Annotated in this window: 15 protein-coding genes; 6 read left to right on the forward strand and 9 right to left on the reverse strand. The window is 59.0% G+C overall.

Annotated elements, in window-relative coordinates; genetic code table 11:
- The first annotated feature begins 3 nt into the window (after window positions 1-3).
- Both FDP08_RS11470 and FDP08_RS11475 read left to right on the forward strand, forming a co-directional pair.
- Window positions 4-1992, forward strand: a complete 1989-nt coding sequence (locus FDP08_RS11470; RefSeq protein ID WP_137436287.1) for an ATP-binding protein — start codon at window positions 4-6, stop codon at window positions 1990-1992.
- 107 nt (window positions 1993-2099) lie between these two features.
- Entirely contained in the window at window positions 2100-3410 is a 1311-nt protein-coding gene (locus FDP08_RS11475; protein ID WP_137436288.1) for a DUF3422 family protein, read from the forward strand.
- A 6-nt stretch (window positions 3411-3416) separates the two neighbouring features.
- Here FDP08_RS11475 and FDP08_RS11480 read toward each other — a convergent pair whose 3' ends face one another.
- Complete coding sequence (locus FDP08_RS11480; protein WP_137436289.1) at window positions 3417-4205, reverse strand: ATP-binding protein; 789 nt, start codon at window positions 4203-4205, stop codon at window positions 3417-3419.
- A 90-nt stretch (window positions 4206-4295) separates the two neighbouring features.
- On the opposite strand from FDP08_RS11480, the gene FDP08_RS11485 reads away from it, so the two are divergent.
- Window positions 4296-4736: a methylglyoxal synthase gene (locus FDP08_RS11485; RefSeq protein WP_137436290.1), complete on the forward strand. Its 441-nt coding sequence runs from the start codon at window positions 4296-4298 to the stop codon at window positions 4734-4736.
- Here the strand turns inward: FDP08_RS11485 and FDP08_RS11490 are convergent.
- Window positions 4729-5454: a polyamine aminopropyltransferase gene (locus tag FDP08_RS11490; protein ID WP_137436291.1), complete on the reverse strand. Its 726-nt coding sequence runs from the start codon at window positions 5452-5454 to the stop codon at window positions 4729-4731. The two genes, FDP08_RS11485 and FDP08_RS11490, sit on opposite strands and share 8 nt — an antisense overlap.
- Window positions 5455-5598: 144 nt before the next feature.
- Here FDP08_RS11490 and FDP08_RS11495 point away from each other — a divergent pair, with 144 nt between their 5' ends.
- The 3 genes from FDP08_RS11495 (at window position 5599) to FDP08_RS20320 (ending at window position 9719) form a co-directional block, all read left to right on the forward strand.
- Window positions 5599-8520 carry a transporter substrate-binding domain-containing protein gene (locus FDP08_RS11495; protein ID WP_137436292.1) on the forward strand — a complete coding sequence of 974 codons (2922 nt, stop codon included), beginning with the start codon at window positions 5599-5601 and terminating at the stop codon, window positions 8518-8520.
- Window positions 8521-8586: 66 nt separating this feature from the next.
- Complete coding sequence (cysK, locus tag FDP08_RS11500) at window positions 8587-9558, forward strand: cysteine synthase A (protein ID WP_137436293.1); 972 nt, start codon at window positions 8587-8589, stop codon at window positions 9556-9558.
- A complete protein-coding gene (locus FDP08_RS20320) occupies window positions 9558-9719 on the forward strand; it encodes a hypothetical protein (protein ID WP_170979018.1) in 162 nt (53 codons plus the stop codon). The genes cysK and FDP08_RS20320 overlap by 1 nt, the downstream gene beginning before the upstream one ends.
- A gap of 71 nt (window positions 9720-9790) precedes the next feature.
- Here the strand turns inward: FDP08_RS20320 and FDP08_RS11505 are convergent, their stop codons facing one another.
- The 7 genes from FDP08_RS11505 to tssM all read right to left on the reverse strand — a co-directional run bounded on the left by FDP08_RS11505 (window position 9791) and on the right by tssM (window position 17524).
- Window positions 9791-10078 (reverse strand): hypothetical protein, encoded by a 288-nt coding sequence (locus FDP08_RS11505; RefSeq protein WP_137436294.1) that lies wholly within the window; start codon window positions 10076-10078, stop codon window positions 9791-9793.
- On the reverse strand, window positions 10075-10983 hold the full coding sequence (locus FDP08_RS11510) for an esterase/lipase family protein (protein WP_137436295.1): 909 nt from the start codon (window positions 10981-10983) through the stop codon (window positions 10075-10077). The genes FDP08_RS11505 and FDP08_RS11510 overlap by 4 nt, the downstream gene beginning before the upstream one ends.
- A 104-nt stretch (window positions 10984-11087) precedes the next feature.
- Complete coding sequence (locus FDP08_RS11515; RefSeq protein ID WP_137436296.1) at window positions 11088-12326, reverse strand: glycerophosphodiester phosphodiesterase family protein; 1239 nt, start codon at window positions 12324-12326, stop codon at window positions 11088-11090.
- Between the two features lie 71 nt (window positions 12327-12397).
- Window positions 12398-12898: a hypothetical protein gene (locus FDP08_RS11520; protein ID WP_137436297.1), complete on the reverse strand. Its 501-nt coding sequence runs from the start codon at window positions 12896-12898 to the stop codon at window positions 12398-12400.
- 2 nt (window positions 12899-12900) lie between these two features.
- Window positions 12901-13224 carry an ElaB/YgaM/YqjD family protein gene (locus tag FDP08_RS11525; RefSeq protein WP_137436298.1) on the reverse strand — a complete coding sequence of 108 codons (324 nt, stop codon included), beginning with the start codon at window positions 13222-13224 and terminating at the stop codon, window positions 12901-12903.
- A gap of 240 nt (window positions 13225-13464) precedes the next feature.
- On the reverse strand, window positions 13465-13908 hold the full coding sequence (locus tag FDP08_RS11530) for a DUF4124 domain-containing protein (RefSeq protein WP_170979019.1): 444 nt from the start codon (window positions 13906-13908) through the stop codon (window positions 13465-13467).
- A 31-nt stretch (window positions 13909-13939) separates the two neighbouring features.
- Entirely contained in the window at window positions 13940-17524 is a 3585-nt protein-coding gene (gene tssM / locus FDP08_RS11535) for a type VI secretion system membrane subunit TssM (RefSeq protein ID WP_137436299.1), read from the reverse strand.
- Window positions 17525-17527: the final 3 nt, after the last annotated feature.

Below are 17527 nucleotides of genomic sequence, written 5' to 3' on the forward strand. Positions count from 1 at the left end.
GCTTTGACCCTCAAGCGCCAACTTTTCATTGCCAGCCTGCTGATGTTGCTGATCCCCTGGGCCGGCCTGCAGTTCGTACTGGAACTGGATCAGGCACTGCGGGACCAGGCCGCCAGGCAGCTTCAGGGCCAGGCTGAGCGCGTTGCCGGCTTTGCGGCGGAGCAACTGGAGGAGAGCCCGGCCATTGAAGCCGGGGCGCCGGTAATATATGCCGATCTCCTCGCCCGCGCACCCAACCTGGACGGTTACGGCGATGACTGGCCGGGCTACGATGAGGATGAATCCCGCCAGCAATGGCAGAGCACCCGGCAAGTCAGTGACAGCAATAACGCGGAAGTATCCTGGCAGGCGGCCGTCAATCGCAATCACCTTTATCTTCTTATCCGGATCAGCGGCCGGACAGCGGCATTTTTCAATCCCGGCAATCCGGACCAGCCCCATGACCGGATCCAGCTTCATTTCATTGACGGCAACCAGACCAGTCAGCGTCTTATTCGCACCCAGGCACCCGGCGCCATCAACGCCACTGATCCCGATCGCGAAGGCTCGACAGACTACCGCATCAGCGGATACTGGCAGGCCGTCAGCAACGGTTACCAGGCTGAATTGAGAATCCCGCTGCCCGCGCCAGAGGACCGTTTTGGCTTTCAGGTGACATGGCCGGGAGAACAGGACGTTGCAGGCCCCGCCTCAGCAAAGCTCGTTACCCGGCTGCCACAACTGGAAAACCGACTGGGGGCCATGATCGCTCCGGGCCAGGATGCCTGGGTTCTGGAGCCCGATGGCTGGGTGATTGCACGCCAGACCAGGAAATCGGAAGCCGACGAGCCGGAATTTGACAGCCTGAGCCCGCTGCAGATTCTCGAGCGCATCAGCCTGAACGGCCTGCGCGCGCTGGTGCGTTTCTACCAGCCCGAACCGGTACCACTGGACGACCAGACCCATCGCCTGGAGGCCGGGGGCTTGCCCGCCCGAGGCCTGGTGCATCATCGCGACGGCGACACCCACATGCTGGTGAAGCAGCCCCTTCCCGATGGCCGCGTGCTGGTGCTTGAAGAATCCCTGGACCAGTTGCTGGCTCTGTCTGGCAGTACCCTCGGCTCGGTCATTGCCCGTAGCGTGCTACTGATCATCGGGCTGATGCTGGTGTTACTGGGCTACGCCACTTGGCTATCCTGGCGCATCACCCGCCTGCAACGGGCCGTGAGTGCCAGCATTGATGACGATGGCCGTATTCTGGGTGCCCTGCCTCCTGCCAGGGCAAAGGACGAACTGGGTGACCTGTCACGACAGTTCAGCCATATGGTGGATCGCCTTCAGGGCTACACGGACTACCTGGAAAGCTTTTCCCGGCGGCTGTCCCATGAACTGAAAACGCCAGTGGCGGTGGTGCGCTCCTCCCTGGAGAACCTGAGCCACATCACAGACTCGGCCGACCAGGCCAGCTACATTGACCGTGCCCGCTCAGCTACCGACCGCCTGAGCCAGATACTGCATGGCATGAGCGAGGCTGCGCGACTGGAGCAAAGCCTCGATCACGCGGAGAAGGAAAGCTTTGACCTTGCCGACGTAGCCGCCCAGACCACCCTCGCCTACCAGGAACTGGACGCCGACCACCGCATCTACTATTCCGGCCCCGCCAGCGGGTATTCATGCCATGGCTCACCGGAATTGCTGGTGCAGCTTCTGGACAAGCTGGTAGACAATGCCCGGGATTTCACGCCGGCACAGGGCCGGATTGAAGTACGTCTTCGTCGCAGCCAGGGGCAACTGGAACTGAGCGTGTTCAATGAAGGCTCATCATTACCGGAGAACCTCACCAGTGATATTTTCAGCCCCTTTGTTTCTGTGAGAACCGGTAAACAGGAAGGTCACCTGGGCCAGGGCCTGCTGATCGTGCGTTTGATCGCCGAACATCACAATGGCCAGGTACAGGCTATCAACGAAGAGGGTGGCGTGCGTTTTACAGTAGTATTGCCATCGGCCCCTTGAGCTCCGACGAGAGTCGTAAGCCACAAGTCGCCTTTCAGGATACCCCACAACCCTTTACCCTGACAGTACAGCAATCGTCGGCCCTATCGCCGTCAGAGGAATGAGCCTTGAACCTCCCGCTTGACCAGCTTGATCTGCATCCCCTGAGAGCAGAGCTCTACAACGAACTTCACTCCCGGCCGTTCCACGTTCTGCCCTGCCCGGCGCAGGTCACCCATATTGCCCTGCTTACCACGCCAGCACAGCGGGCAGCCCAGTTCCGCCACTGGCAGGACCTCCATATCATGCTGGGGGTACCCGAGCCGGTTGAAGATGTGAGCTGCTACGAGGCTACCTTTGGCTCCCTGCGTATCCGGCGTGAAATGCATATGGAGTTCGCGTCCTACACCTTTATCAACCTGGGTGCCGGTAACGATCACCAGCCCTTCCATGACACCGGTATCTCACCATTGCCCAAAGGCTGGCTTGAAAAACTCACCGGCACCGTGGTGGCGGCCTTCCATATCGACTTGCAGCAAGCGGGCGAAGGCACGGAAACCGATCTGGCGCAAATCCGCCACTGGTTCGAAGGCGAGCGGCTGGTGGGCAGCAGCCCCTGGGAGGGCAAGGCCCGGGTATGGGGAACCTTCAGACTCCACAGCGATGGCTTCGGCCGCTTCATGGTGCTCAACCGTGACATGTCAGACAGCCAGCTAGGCCGCCTGACCCAGCGCCTGATGGAAATTGAGACCTATCGCCTGATGTCCTTGCTGGCATTGCCGCTGGCCCGGGAAACCACACCCTCGCTGAACGATATGGACCAGCAACTGGCGGTTATTACCCAGTCCCTGGCTGATAACCGGGACATTGATGAGCGTGAGGTACTGGCGGACCTGACCAATATCGCAGCGCGGATCGAGGCCTTCCGCGCCCACTCCACCTTTCGTTTTTCCGCCACCCGCGCCTATCACCAACTGGTGCTGACACGACTGGATGAATTGCGGGAAGACGAACTGTCCGGGCACCTCACCATCACCGAGTTCATGACCCGCCGGCTGACGCCCGCCGTGGAAACCTGCGAATCGGTCAGGGACCGACTGGAAGACCTGTCCCGCCGGGTGGACCGGGCATCGGATATGGTACGTACACGGGTTGAACTCGCTATCCAGAGCCAGAACCAGCAGCTGTTAAGTTCCATGGACCGGCGCTCCAAAATCCAGCTGATGATGCAGCATACCGTGGAGGGGCTGTCCGTGGTGGCCATCAGCTATTATCTCATCGGGCTACTGAAACTGGCACTGGACTCCGCCCACGATGCGGGTCTGGATTTCAATAAATCGCTGGTGCTTGGCATTGCCATACCGGTAGTGATGGCCCTGGTGTTCTTTGGCATCCGGCTGTTGCATCACCGCTTTATAAAGCTGGCGCGACGGCAGTAGCAGCCCCTAACGCCCGAAGGCGTCAATGTCCCCTGCAAACTGCCGGTAGAACTGCTGCGCGGTGCGGCCATTGCGGGCACCCCGGCTGGTGGCGAAGCGGATGGCTTCCCGGTGCAAGGTCTCTCGATCATCAACCCGGGGGAACAGCGCATCAATCGCCTGCAGGTACACGTCCTGGGGGAACCCATAGAACGACAGTTGCAGGCCAAACCGGTCTGCCAGAGACACCTGCTCCTCAATGGCCTCAGCCGGGTGCAGTTCGCCGCCACGCATCTCACTCTTGACGTTATCGTCCATGAATTCCGGCATCAGGTGGCGGCGGTTGGAAGTGGCATACACCCGCACGTTCTCCGGCGGTAATTCCAGCGAGCCTTCCAGCACACTTTTCAGGGCCTTGTAGCCGGACTCACCAACCTCGAAGGACAGATCGTCGCAGAAAATCACGAATCGCCACGACAATTCGGCAATGTCGTCGACAATTTCCGGCAGGTTCACCAGGTCGTCCTTGTCCACCTCGATCATGCGTAGCCCCTGGCCCTGGTAGCGATTGAGCAGCGCCTTGATCAGCGATGACTTGCCGGTACCCCTGGCGCCCCAGAGCAACGCGTTGTTGGAGGGAACGCCTGCGAGGAAGCGTTCGGTATTACGGGCCAGTGCCTCCTGTTGTCGGCCGATGCCGGTCAGCTCGTTCCAGCCCACCGGATCCAGCCGCCGGATGGCCCGCAACCCCTGGCGATGACGGCGCCAAACGGCGGCGGGCGTCTCTGCCCAGTCGATGGATTGGTCTGTCGCCATAACACTTATTTCCTGTTCCGCGTCTATCGTGAATATGAAACACTGGCGTCCGATACCGGACACTACCCCCAAAAGGAGACTTTACCGCAAATGGCCGTTAAATCCGTCGCCCTCGTCGCCCACGACAACAAGAAGAGAGAACTGGTGGACTGGGTATCCGAAAACCGCACTCGCTTTGCCTCCCTTCGCCTTTATGCTTCCGGCACCACCGGCCGGCTGCTGAAAGAGGACCTGGGGAGGGACGATATTGTGTGCCTGCTCAGCGGCCCGCTGGGAGGCGACCAGCAAATAGGCGCCAAGATCGCGGAAGGGGAGATCGACCTGCTGGTGTTCTTCTGGGACCCGCTGGAACCCCAGCCCCATGACCCGGATATCAAGGCCCTGCTGCGCATCGCAGCGCTGTGGAATATTCCCGTGGCCTGCAATCGTGCCACCGCCGAGTTCATATTGACGTCCGCCTATATGACCGATGACCAGCATCAGCCGAAAAAGCCGGATTTTTCAAGCTACACCGGTCGCCCGGTTAACTGATCGGCTTTCTGGCCAGGAACACGGTGTTGGACGACTCCCGGTTCTGGAACGGGTTGTAGAAAGACACCACCTTCGCGTCCACATCGGTAAACAGCGTTCTCAGTATCGCCATGAATGCCTCATCGGGCGGCTCGTTAGACCACATGGCAAAGACGCCGCCGGGCCGCAGGTGAGTCGCCATCCGGCCCAGGCTTTCTGCGTTGTAGAAGCTGGCGTTGGAATCGTGCAGCAGAGCCCTGGGTGAATGGTCAATGTCCAGCAGAATGGCGTCGAACACCTTGCCTGGCGCCTCGGGGTCAAAACCCGCGTCGGACACTGCCAGGTCAAAGAAACTGCCCAGCACATAGCGACACCGCGGGTCCTCATTCAACACCCTGCCCAAAGGCACTTTCTCCTGCTGGTGCCAGTGGATTACCGTATCCAGGGCATCCACAACGAGCAGTTCGCTCACCCGCTCGTGCTTCAGTGCCGCTTCCGCGGTGTACCCCAGCCCGAGGCCGCCAACCACTACCCGGAGCGAGTTGCCCTCGACAGCGTCCAGGCCCAGGTCCGCCAGTGCCACTTCCGCATCCACAAACATGCTGGACATGAGGAACTCATCACCCAGTTTCACCTCGTAGATATCGCGGTCACCCAGCGCCGGAATGCGGCGTCGACGGAGGGTGATTTCCCCCAGTGCTGATGGCTGGCTGTCGATCTGTTCAAACAAAAGGCCCATGGTATTCCCTGCACAGTACTGACGAGGCCTTATCCTATCACCGCGGGTCGGGGATCGCAGGCAGGAAACCAACTTTTCGTTGGGAAAAACAGTCACGGACAACTACACTCTGGACTGAGCCAACACAGAAGTGTGAACCACTCAATGAGCGCTGGAATCGCCCGGCAGAGGCCGTCTCCGAACACTTTTTTCCATGCCCTTTATGCTGTACTGGTACTCACTTTGCTGTCGTTTCCCGCCTGGTCAGCCGCCAGTCAGACTGTATCCGTGGGCATTGTTGCCGACAGCAAGCCCTATTCCAATATGGAGGGCCGCGTCCCGGCAGGTTTCTCTATCGACGTTCTCAGGGAGGTTGCCCACAACGCCGGCCTGACCCTGGAATTTCGCGCAGGCACCTGGCCGGAAATCTTCGGGGCCTTCCTGCGCGGAGATATCGACGTGATCGATGGCATCTCCTATCACGAAGAGCGGGCCACAAACATTCAATTCACCGAGCCCTACCACATCCGCCAGACTTACGTAATGCACGATCCTGCGAACCCACTGGCGGATGTGAGTTCGCCGGAAGCGCTCGCCACTGCCCGTATCGGGGTTGTCGGCGATATCTATTACCGCGATTCACTCGTTAACGCGGGCATTGAGCTAAACACCTACGACTCCGTACCCAACCTTGTGCGCGCCCTCGCCTTTGGATGGGTGGACGGCATTATCGGGCCGGGACTGACCCTCGAATACTACGCAAACGAGGCCGGTTTCCGGTTTCTCGATATCGTCGGTCCCGCGCCTCTCGGTGAGCTGGCCCGGGAAGACCTGCGCCTTGGCGTGCTGAAGGGAAACGATGAGCTGTTCAAGGTTATCAATGACGGGCTCAAAGCCGTTCCAGAAGACCGCATTACCGAACTGTTTGAGCGCTGGCAGGAATACGGCGGCGCCAGCATTGCCGAGTCCAGGGGGTTCAGTCTCAGCGATGCCCACCAACGCTATATCAGTGAAATTGGCCCGGTCAGGGTCGGCTTCATGCGGGATTACGCGCCCTTCAGTTTCCAGGACTCGGGGACGCTGCAGGGGCTTACCATCGACGTCGTGAACCGGGTATCCGATCTCACCGGTGTGCATATTGTGCCCGTGGTCGGGCAATGGTCGGAGCTGTACCCGATGTTCCTGGCAGGCGACATCGACGTCATGACTAACATGTCGAAAACTGCCGAGCGGCTGAAATACACCCGGTTTACCCGTCCATATCACATCATACCCAATGTCGCCTTTACCCTGGATGAAGACCTAAAGTTCAGCGCGCCCGAAGATCTCGAGGGGCTCAAGGTGGCCATCGGTTCGGGCATCTATTATGAAAGCACTTTCCGCGAACAACTGGGCGACAACGTCTTTTCTTTCACCTCCCAGCGCGCCATGTTCCAGGCACTGGCTGAAGGATCTGTGGATGTCACCCTGGCGGCCCTTCCCAACGGCAACTACTGGGTCAGGGAACTGGGGGTTGCCGGTGTCACCATTGCCGGGGAAATAGAGCTCGGAGGTGTATCGGGAGAGGACCTTCGTTTTGGCGTTCGTCCTGCCCTCGAACCGCTCGCATCCCTTATGGATGCGGCACTGGCAGCCATCAGCCCGACAGAGATGCGAACCATTGAGGACCGCTGGCTCGGCGCCTCTGGCAGTCGCCGCCCACGCTCGACCGATGGCCCCCTCACCTTCACAGACGCCGAAAATGCCTGGCTGGATGAACGCAACCGGCAACTGACACTGTGCGTCGATCCGGACTGGCTACCCCTGGAAGCGCTCAACGAAAACAATCAACACATCGGAATTGCCGCCGATACGTTTGCCCTCTTCTCTCAGCGCTCAGGCATAGCGTTCAAGCCCCTGCCCGTAAACAGTTGGGCTGACTCTGTCGAAGCCGCCAGGAAACGCCAGTGCGACCTCTTCTCCATGGCGATGGAGACACCGGAGCGGTTGTCGTACATGAGCTTCACTGAGCCCTATATCCTGATTCCAACCGTGCTGCTCGGCCGGGTAGAGGCGCCGTTCATCAACACACTGAACGACATGGGAAACCAGCCAATTGGTATTGTCGAGGAATACGCGTTCCTGGAACTGCTGAAGACCACACACCCCGATCTGAACCTGGTGCAAGTGCTTAACGAGAAAGAGGGGCTGCGCATGGTTCAGGAACGGGAGTTGGCGGGTTATGTCGGCACCTTGTCCACCGCCAGCCACAATATGCAGGAACTGGGGCTGGCGGACCTGAAAGTCCTGGGAAGAGTCCCCGCGGACTGGATTCTTCGAGTAGGCACCCGAAACGACGAACCTGAGCTGCTCAGCATCATGCAGAAGCTCGTCGCGAGTCTGACGGATGAGGAGCGCAAAGCCATCGAGCAGCAATGGGCCGGCATCAGGCTGGAACAAACGGTGGATTACACCCTGGTTTTCCAGCTAGTCATCGCTGCCATAGTGACCCTGGGGCTGCTGTTTTACTGGAATCGCAAACTCAACCGGCTGAACCGGGAACTCGCTGCTGCCAATGAGCGCCTTGCATACCTCAGTGTCACCGACGACCTGACCCAGATTGGCAACCGCAGCTATTTTGACCAGGAATTCAGCAAAAGCTTTCACTGGTGCCAGCGACACCAGGCGGGGTTTGCGGTTGCCATGGTGGACGCTGATCATTTCAAGACCATTAACGATACCTATGGCCACGCCGCAGGTGACAAGTGCCTTGTTGCCCTGGCCGATACCATGCGCGATCATTTCCGCCGCGACACCGACCGCCTCACCCGATTCGGCGGTGAGGAATTCGTGATTTTTACCAGCTTCAGCGACCGCGACGAGCTGATTTCGCGCCTGGAAAGTTTCCGCGAAGCCCTGGCCGAACAGACTTCCACCTGCAACGACCAACAGATCCGTTTTACAGTCAGCATTGGCCTGGCCACCGGCACTCCCCGCAAGGATACCTCGCCGGCGGAATTCCTTCGCCTGGCCGACAAAGCGCTCTATATTGCCAAACAGAACGGCCGCAACCGACTGGAAGCCCTGACTATTGAGGACAGCGATTAACTGGCAGCCAGGGCGGGCCGCGTGATGCTATCCTTTGCGATACTCACGACGCAAAAGGAGACCACCATGGCCAACATTTACCAGGATAATTCTCTGTCGATCGGCAACACACCGCTGGTGGCGCTTAACCGGGTAAACGAAGGCGCCACCATCTGGGCCAAGATTGAAGGTCGCAACCCGGCCTACTCGGTAAAATGCCGGATTGGCGCCGCCATGATCTGGGATGCCGAAAAACGCGGTGTCCTCAAGCCCGGCATGACCATCGTTGAACCCACCAGTGGCAATACCGGCATCGCCCTGGCCTTTGTGGCAGCGGCGCGAGGCTACAAGCTGCTATTGACCATGCCCTCATCAATGAGCCTGGAGCGGCGTAAGGTACTGAAGGCTTTGGGGGCAGAGCTGGTGCTGACGGAACCACCCAAGGGCATGAAGGGTGCAATCGCCAAAGCCGAGGAAATTGTTGCCGAAGACCCGGATCAGCACTTTATGCCACAGCAATTCGAGAATCCGGCAAACCCCCGGATTCACGAGGACACCACCGGCCCGGAAATCTGGAACGACACCGACGGCGCCGTTGATATCTTTGTGTCCGGTGTAGGTACCGGCGGCACCCTGACCGGCGTCGCCCGTTACATCCGCAACACCCGGCGTAAAGCCATAACCACCGTTGCTGTGGAACCGGAAGACTCACCCATCATCACCCAGGCCCGGGCCGGCGAGGAACAGACACCCGCCCCTCACAAGATCCAGGGCATTGGCGCAGGCTTCATTCCGGGCAACCTGGACATGGATCTGGTGGACCGGGTGGAGACAGTCAGCAATCAGGAGGCGATGGACATGGCGCACCGGCTGATGCAGGAAGAAGGCATTCTGTGCGGAATTTCCTGTGGTGCAGCGGTTGTAGCGGCGGTAAGGATTGGCAAGCTGCCGGAATTCAAGGGCAAGAATATCGTAGTGGTGCTGCCGGATTCCGCAGAGCGCTACCTGTCATCCGCATTGTTTACAGACCGGTTCGGCGAGCTGGAAAACGTGCAGTAATGAGCGAGCTCCGGGGCGTATTGCCCCGGGCGATTACGCTCGCACATCAGAACTGGAAACGCATACCAACGCGGCCGGCATCAAAGTCCGGCCTGTCGGTATCGTCCTGTGCCCAGACAACCGGCGCCACCAGCATGGCCGAGGTCAGAACGGTTACCTGATCTCAGGCTACCTACAAACAGGCAGGATGTGCATTAAATGCGCAATACGGTCTGTTCACATATATTTCATGCTATTTAATGTCAGATTCACAACTTTTCGTAACATTTGCCCGCCTGACCAATCCGCCCAGACCACTGGCGGCAAGCGATACACTGCGGTACGACAGACGGGAGATGCCGTGATGGATCGTGCGAATGCCATCACTCCAGGGCCTGGTCACCGGCACCTGCCGCAGAAGGTTGAACGTTTCGTCTGCAATGCTCAGATGGACCCGTTCAAGCTTGCGTGCACCATGATCGATACCACTGGCGGCCACATCGGCAACGCCGGCCCACCAGTCGAGATCCTGCTTGTTCATAACAACCACTTCCTCAGTTGGTCAGCTACATCGGGATGATGAGCCAGACGGATATGGTCTACACCTGGAAAGCTGGCTTCACCAGTGAGTGTCCAGCCTTTACGCTCGCGGCCGCGGGCACTGGATTCCTGTACCAGTGCATCACCGAACAGCGCATTCACCGGATGCTCACGGGTACGCGCCAGCAAACCACAGACAACGTAATGTCGGGCACCCGGCAGCAAAGGTGGCTCGCCATCTTCGCTGCTCAACACTTCGCCGCGGGACAGGTTGCGAATACCCTCGCTTCGCAGATCTATCACTTCGCCCAGCACCCGCAAATAATCCCTCGGCGCCTTATTCATCCGGTCAGCCGTCGCCATGGCACCCCTTGCCAGCCACGAGCCATCGTGGGGGGAGCCGACGTAGACGCAGTCCCTGAGCTGCTCCACCCAGTGATGACCATGGCGTTGACCAAAGTGACTGGCACTGCGAATCAGCAACCCGCCCATGCTGTGCCCGATCAGGATTATCCGCTCAACGGACACAGGCCAGTGGCTGACCAGGGTATCAAGCATGTCGGCGAGCGTTTCTCCGTTGTGCCAGATAGACCGACCACTATTGTATCGGAGAGTCAGAGGCGTAATGTCGCTATTCTCAGCCGCTAGCAGCGAGCCGTAATGAGCACCACCCCGGCCCGGGATAGCCCATACCGACTCCAGCTCCATCAGGCCGTGAATCGACAGGCACAAGGTTGAGCCAGGGTTCTCCAGATCAGGAGAACCCGGATTAACCGGCTCATGCCCATGGAAAAACGTCATGGGCATCGCCAGAGGATTATTGCGCGCCTCAAGCCAGTCCCCGAAAAACCCGCTGAGAATGGCTGAGGCATGTCTTTGCCATGCCGGGCTGGTATTTGTATCCATGCACAACCGTTACCGTCTGATGATGTAACCACCAGTCTACTCTGATAAGCGCTTTAACGATTGGCTGAATTTCCACCAGATTCCGGCTGCGTGGCAACTGCTGTCTAATGGGCCCGACCTGCGAATCCCATGCAGTTGGCGTAGTAGGTGGTGGTTGCCGGCCAGTCGGAGAAGATGCCGATGACCCCGACCTCCCGCGCCAGCACATCAATCACCTTGAACACGTCACCGTCGTTATTGATGGCATCGGTGATGGTCTGGTGATACCAGCCACCGCCATCGGCCAGCGGGCCGCTGCGTTCAACCGTCCAGGCAATCAGGTCCAGCCCAGCGGCCCTGGCATTCTCCGCATACTCCGACGGCACGATTTGCTGGTGGCCATCCAGGGCCAGCATCTTCCACAGCGCCGGTGCCAGGACATTCACCCCTTGTGCGGACAGGCTCTCCATCCACGACGGGGACGAGTTTTCCGCGGTCATCGGCTGCTGGTCCAGGAACACCGCCTGCTTTCCAAACCGGGGCATATCATTGATCCAGAACAGCACATCGTCCAGCAGGAACGATTGCGGCCAGACTTCCCTCGGGTTTACACCAGCATCGATGTAGTCCTGGATCATCTGGCGGGCATAATCCTGCTGGCTGTAATCTCCATCGAACGGCATCTCTACCACCGGTGTTTTCAGCTCCGGAGTGAACTTCACGCCCAGCGCCTTGAACAGCTCGATACTTTCCTGATGGGTCAACAAGGTGCCACGACTGCTGTACAGGTCAGTACGCCAGTCCGCGGTTCCCCCCAGGTATTCTTCGGGAGTCGTCGCCATGGGGTTGAACGCGTCCATCTTGCCTTTCAGGGACTTGAACTCCTCCAGCGTGATATCGCTGGTACGGCATTCTGCCTGAGCCTCGGTGCCGCTTTGTGGATCCGCCGGCACAAATGGCTGTGTGCACTTGGCGCTCAGTTCCGGAATGGTCACGATATTGGTGGTGGTGTGAAGATCGTTCTGGGCATGGCGGCAGACCAGTTCCCGGTCCCTGGTGAAGGCGACATCGCACTCCAGGATACCGGCTCCCATCTGAGCGGCCGCCACGTAGGATTCCAGGGTGTGTTCCGGAAACTGCAAGGGCGCACCCCGGTGCCCTATCGAGAAATCCGTAGGTCTGGGTTTTCTGGCCTGGCAGGACTGCAAAGCGTCTTTCAGTGGCCCCTCATCCATGTCTTGCACCAGCCAGAACGGCCTGGGCCCGAGATGAACCTGGCCCTTGCCTTGCCCACCCGGGCTGGCATTGGCGACGGAGACCAATGACATCAGCAATGCCATAACCCGCAACGTGCGTAACTTCATAACAAGCTCCCTGTGCGATGCATGAAACTGCACAGCCATTATCAATGGGGCGGGTTACGTTGTAGTGACGATCAGGTGGCTGGCGCGTCCGTGTTGCTGGCAGGTGCGTCCGATGTTTCCTGCCCTCGGGCCTGTTCAGCTTCCGCTTCTTTCATCAACGCCATGCCGCCCTGCAACAGCAGCGACTTCAGGCGCGGGTCGCTCTGCTCCACCACGCCAAGAGTGAACGCCGCGGCAACGGCTTCCAGGGGATTATCGCGGACAAGATCCCTGATAAGATCCACCGGAGAGCCTGATGACTGCCCTTTGCCCTTATGGGAAGACGTTTTCGCGGAAACCGGACGGGTCATCCGATAGAAAAACAGAGCCAGTAACAACAGACAGGACAAACCCGTTACCGCCAAAGCACCAGCCTCACCCAGAACGGGGGACAACGCCAGTGTGGCGGCATTAACGAGTAGGTAAAAACCGGTAATCAACAGGGCGACCAGCAACACCAGGGCCAGCATAAAACCAACAATGGCCGCGACTGCCTTGCGCAGGACGCCCCGTAACCAGGCTGAATCCAGCATGATCAGCGATCCAACAGACGGCCTACCAGCAATCCGGCCAGGAACATGATCATGATACTGAGAAACGGCCGCTCTTCGATCTTGTGCTCGACATCGTCCACGGCCTTGCTGCCGGCATCACGGGCACGGGTAATGGCTTCATCCCCGCGTTGCTTCACCTGGTCAAACGCCTCACGGCTTTCCCGGCGAATTTCGTCACGAAGATTGCTGATATTGGTCTTTTGCCCCTCAGTAACGGTTTTGGTGAGTTTGGAAAGATCCTCGCTGAGCTTCTTGAGGTCTTCTCTTACCTGTTCATAATCGTTTTGATTGGACTTCGCTTCCATCTGTTGCCTCCTTGTCAGTAAACCAAACTACTATTTCCGCGTTTGGTAACGATAAGAACTGTTGGCTGAATACCTGCACAGGAGAGTCTGATGATCTCCCGACAGCATTCATAAACCATGGAAAGGTGTAAAAACGGCCATGGCTGTCATTAATGTAGCACAAGGTATGGGTCTGTACGTGAAGGTTGTGTCATCCGCTGACAATGTCAGATTTATGAAGCCGCTACCTGGTTTAAATTCTCAGATATCGCATTCACTCTGGACCCTGGCCCGAAACTCACGACGAAGGCGCTCGTTTTCTTCATCGTCGACGAAAACGCGCTCACCTTCGCTGTTGAGCCGGTAAATCCCCGACACACTCTTGAGAAATTTCAATCGCGCCCGGAGGGCCTGGCAACGGGCTGCATGCTTCGTGGCCTTTGCCTGCTGTTCGGCCTCAGCCTTGTTGCGCTCAGAACGCTCCTGCTCAGTCTGCTCCAGGAACTCGTTCATCCGCTGCTTGCGTTGACGAACGGCCTCGTCCGGGGACGGAGTAGTGGCCTTCAGGGTCATTTCGTCTGCGGCAGTGTTCGCCGGTGGCCGGTCACCGAAATGGGTCTGGCCATTCTCATCGACCCAGCGGTAAGTGCCGGCCTGGGCGATGGGGGTGATCAGCAAACAAACGAGTATCAGCAGTCCATTCATTGGTTATCCTTCCCTATCAATAGCCACTAGACTAATACAGACTGCGTGGAATCCGGTACCCCGCCAGTAACTTCTGCGTGAACGGGTTGGTATTACTGCCCGCATGCAGGCGATAACGCATCTCGCCTTCGTCCAGTGCAAACCGTACGTCCACGGCACTGTTGCTCACGCCGGTGATATCTGCCTCATCGAGCAGGCGAAACAGGGCCCATGGGCCGTTTTCCGAGATACTTCGGGGGGACCGGTTCACTTCCGTGGGCACCAGAGTGACCCGGCTTTCGACCGAATCCCGCAAGGTATTGGGCCACACCAGCGGAATGCTCTGGCTCGGACCGTGACTGAACTCTACCAGTTGCCCGTCCACGTTCATTACGCTGCGACGCTTGTTGGAAGACAGGTGCAACGGCTCCATCGCAAACTCGACATCCAGCGAGCCACTTCGGGTGAAAAAGGCGCGGCGGATATTTTCAGCCTTTTCCAGCGACGCCAACACGTCGCGACGAACCAGACTGGCGCGTTTGGAACCGGCAATGTTCTCCGGATGATCTTCCAGGAACAGTTTCAGGTTCTCGGTATAGAACTGATCCAGTACGCCCTCCGGCGCAAAAAAGCGCTCGAAATCCTGCAGTGCCGCGTCACGGCCGGCCCCCGGACTGAACGGGTAATGCCTGGCCAGACTCTGCTGGAAGGGCTGATACACTTCCCGATACCACTGACGCTCAAGTTGCGCCACGGCCTGGTCGAGCACCACACGCCAGCTTTCGGAAGCCAGTTTTTCCAGCATGCGATCCAGGGGCGCTGGTTGGTTGGAAGCCACCCGCTGCAGAGTGAAAATCGGGTCTGCCCCTCTCAGGCCCATACGGGCGCGGGCGGCTGAAAGGGCGGCCTTTCCGCGATCCGGCGCTTCCTGAATACCGCGCAGGTAAGTATGAAGGCTATGCACCACCTCCATGACCTGCTCCATATCACTCGGGTCATCACCCTGCTTGTCCATCAGTTCGTTCAGGTCAGTAAACTGACGCTCAATTTCCTGCACCATCTGGAAATGGGCAGACTGCTCCATTACCTTGCGGGCCGCGTCGGCCTCTTCGCTGCCACCCGGAATCAGACGGGTATTGGCGGTTACGTGGGCCAGCAACTGGTTCAGCGGTTCGTGGCCACTGGTCAGGCTTTCCAGGACACGCACACCGTGATTGAGGTCGCTGAAGCTCTGGATGTCCAGCCGGCTCAAAGCCCGGCGCCAGTTGGCGACATAGTTTTCCGCATACAGGGACTGCAGTTGCGCCTGCAACCGGGCTTCATCGGCTTCACTGAAGTCCACATCATCCCGGCGGCCCAGCACCCAGGCATCCACCAGGGCCAGCTCCGTGACGGAGCCGGACTTGCGCAGGAACCAGGAGTCCAGGCCCTGGCGAGTCAGCAACGACGGAATCACGGCCGGGTCCTCCTGTTCCGTATGCTCATCTTCCAGCGGCTCACCGAATTCATCCAGGCGCACAAACACGGTGCTGAAGGCCGGGCCGGATTCCCGCGCCAGGTCCAGGGGCGATTGGAAATTCTGCTCGGCTTCCTTTTCCAGGTCACGATAGACCCGTTCCGGGGTCGCGATACGCCCGAGCTCATGCTGGGCCCACTGGACGCCGCTGCGGAACGGTGCCAGCGCCCTATCGGCGGTTTTGTCACCCTCCGCGACACGCTTGTTCAGGTCCGTGTGCAGCAGGGCGTAGTCCAGATGGCTGAGCAGCCGCTGCTGCAGGTTACGCTGCGCCGGGTAGGCACGCTGCCAATACTCACTCATATAACTGTGGACAATATCCTTGCGGCGGCCGCTGGCATCGTAGAGCATGCGCAATACGCGCAGGTGGTCGAGGCGCTCGGAACTGTTGTCCGGAGCATCGCTCATCTCTCCCATTACGCCCAGCATCAAGGCCGGCATGAATTGATAGGTCAACATGTCCAGATAGGACTCTTCGACTTCCGGGCCAATCTTGTGGCCCTTATAAAGGCCCATATCCGCCACGACCGCCGGCTCCGCACGGTAATCTCCGAACGCCAGCGTGGCTTCCTGTAACTGGTCCAGGGGTTCCAGCAAATTGCGGCCGGTGGTATCCGGCTCGTAGCCAATCGGGCGCCAGTTATCGATGAAACTGCGCACCCGTTCCTCAACGGCCATGGCGGCTTCGGCGTTCTGAATAAAATAATGCTGCCATCCGGCAGTCATGCCCAGGCCGGCAGCGACGGCCACTATCGCGGCCACCGCAACCTGACGCCGCCGGCGACCAACCACCTTCTGGTTATCACCGGCCAGGCCGGCTTCGCGATAGATGATATTGGGAAACAACTTTTCGGTGAACAGGCTGGATGACTGCCCGCCACGTTGTGCCGGCTGTATCGGGCCGGCAAGACCATAGCTGGCGGCAGCGGCAGATACAAAAGCATCTTCCGGCACACCTTCCTGGACCACGGAGGTAAAGTAGGTGCCACGGACCAGGGCCGGCGTTGAAAACGCATCCGCAGAAAGCAGGTCCGCGAGGAACTGTTCCAGCACCGGCTTCAGCCCCGCCAGTTGGCGGGTAAAGGAATAGGCTGCCGCACGTTCTTCGGCATCCCGGGTGGCGGACAATACGTCCGGAAGCCGCTCACCCAGTTGTTCCGCGAGCTTGCTGAAGCTCTGGTCAAACTCACCCAGCCAGTCGTCCGGATCTTGCTGGCCGTCCAGTTGAAACGTAAAGCCGAGGGGTTGCTCACGTTCAGCTTTTGACAGAGTTCGTGCAAAGGGTGCAAAACCGTAGAGCAGATCCATCTTGGTAAAGCTGATGTACACCGGTAACCGGGACCCCAGTTGCTCCATCAGTTCCCGCAGACGGGTTCGAAGCAGGATTGCCTGGGCCTGACGTTGCTGTTCATTGGCCGTGCTCAGACGCGCAAGATCCACAGCCAGCACCACACCGTTCAGCGGGCGCTGGGGACGGTTCTTTTCCAGCCAGTTGATGAAATGGGTCCACAGCCGTTGCTGAATCTCGCTGCCGGCACCCTGACCGTCGTTCTGGCTGAGCAGTTCGCCGTCCGGATCTATCAGTACACCGTTATCGCCCACCCACCATTCGAAACCAAAAGGATTACGCTCCGTGCGGGGGTTGCGGGTCACGTTGGTTAGCGTATAGGTCTGTCCGGAGCGCTGGATCAGGCTGGTCTTACCGGCACCTTCCAGGCCCATAACCAGGTACCAGGGCAAACGGTAGACGCCCTTGCGCCCCGGCAGGTTGCTCTTGAGTTCTGCCAGGCGGCGATCAAGCAGGCGTTGCTGGCGGCGTTCCAGCGGCAGGATCGGATCTTCCTCTTCCTTCTGCTCCTGTGCCTTGGCAACGTTTACCTTGCGCAACTTGCGGGCCAGCACCATGCCCCAGACCATCGCCACCAGCAGCACAACCACCAGGGTGACCAGGGCGCGCATCTGCCAGGCTGCCAGTGGATATTCACCGTTGATTTCCAGGCGTGGCCCCAGCCACCAGGTTGCGGCCAGTAGTACCACCACACCCAGTGCCAGGGTAATCGGCGCCGCACTGCGCACATAGGGCAGTATCCGTCGTCCAATGAGTAGGGCTTGTCTCCACATGGT

Source organism: Marinobacter panjinensis, assembly GCF_005298175.1.
In the GTDB taxonomy this organism is placed as follows: Bacteria; Pseudomonadota; Gammaproteobacteria; order Pseudomonadales; family Oleiphilaceae; genus Marinobacter; species Marinobacter panjinensis.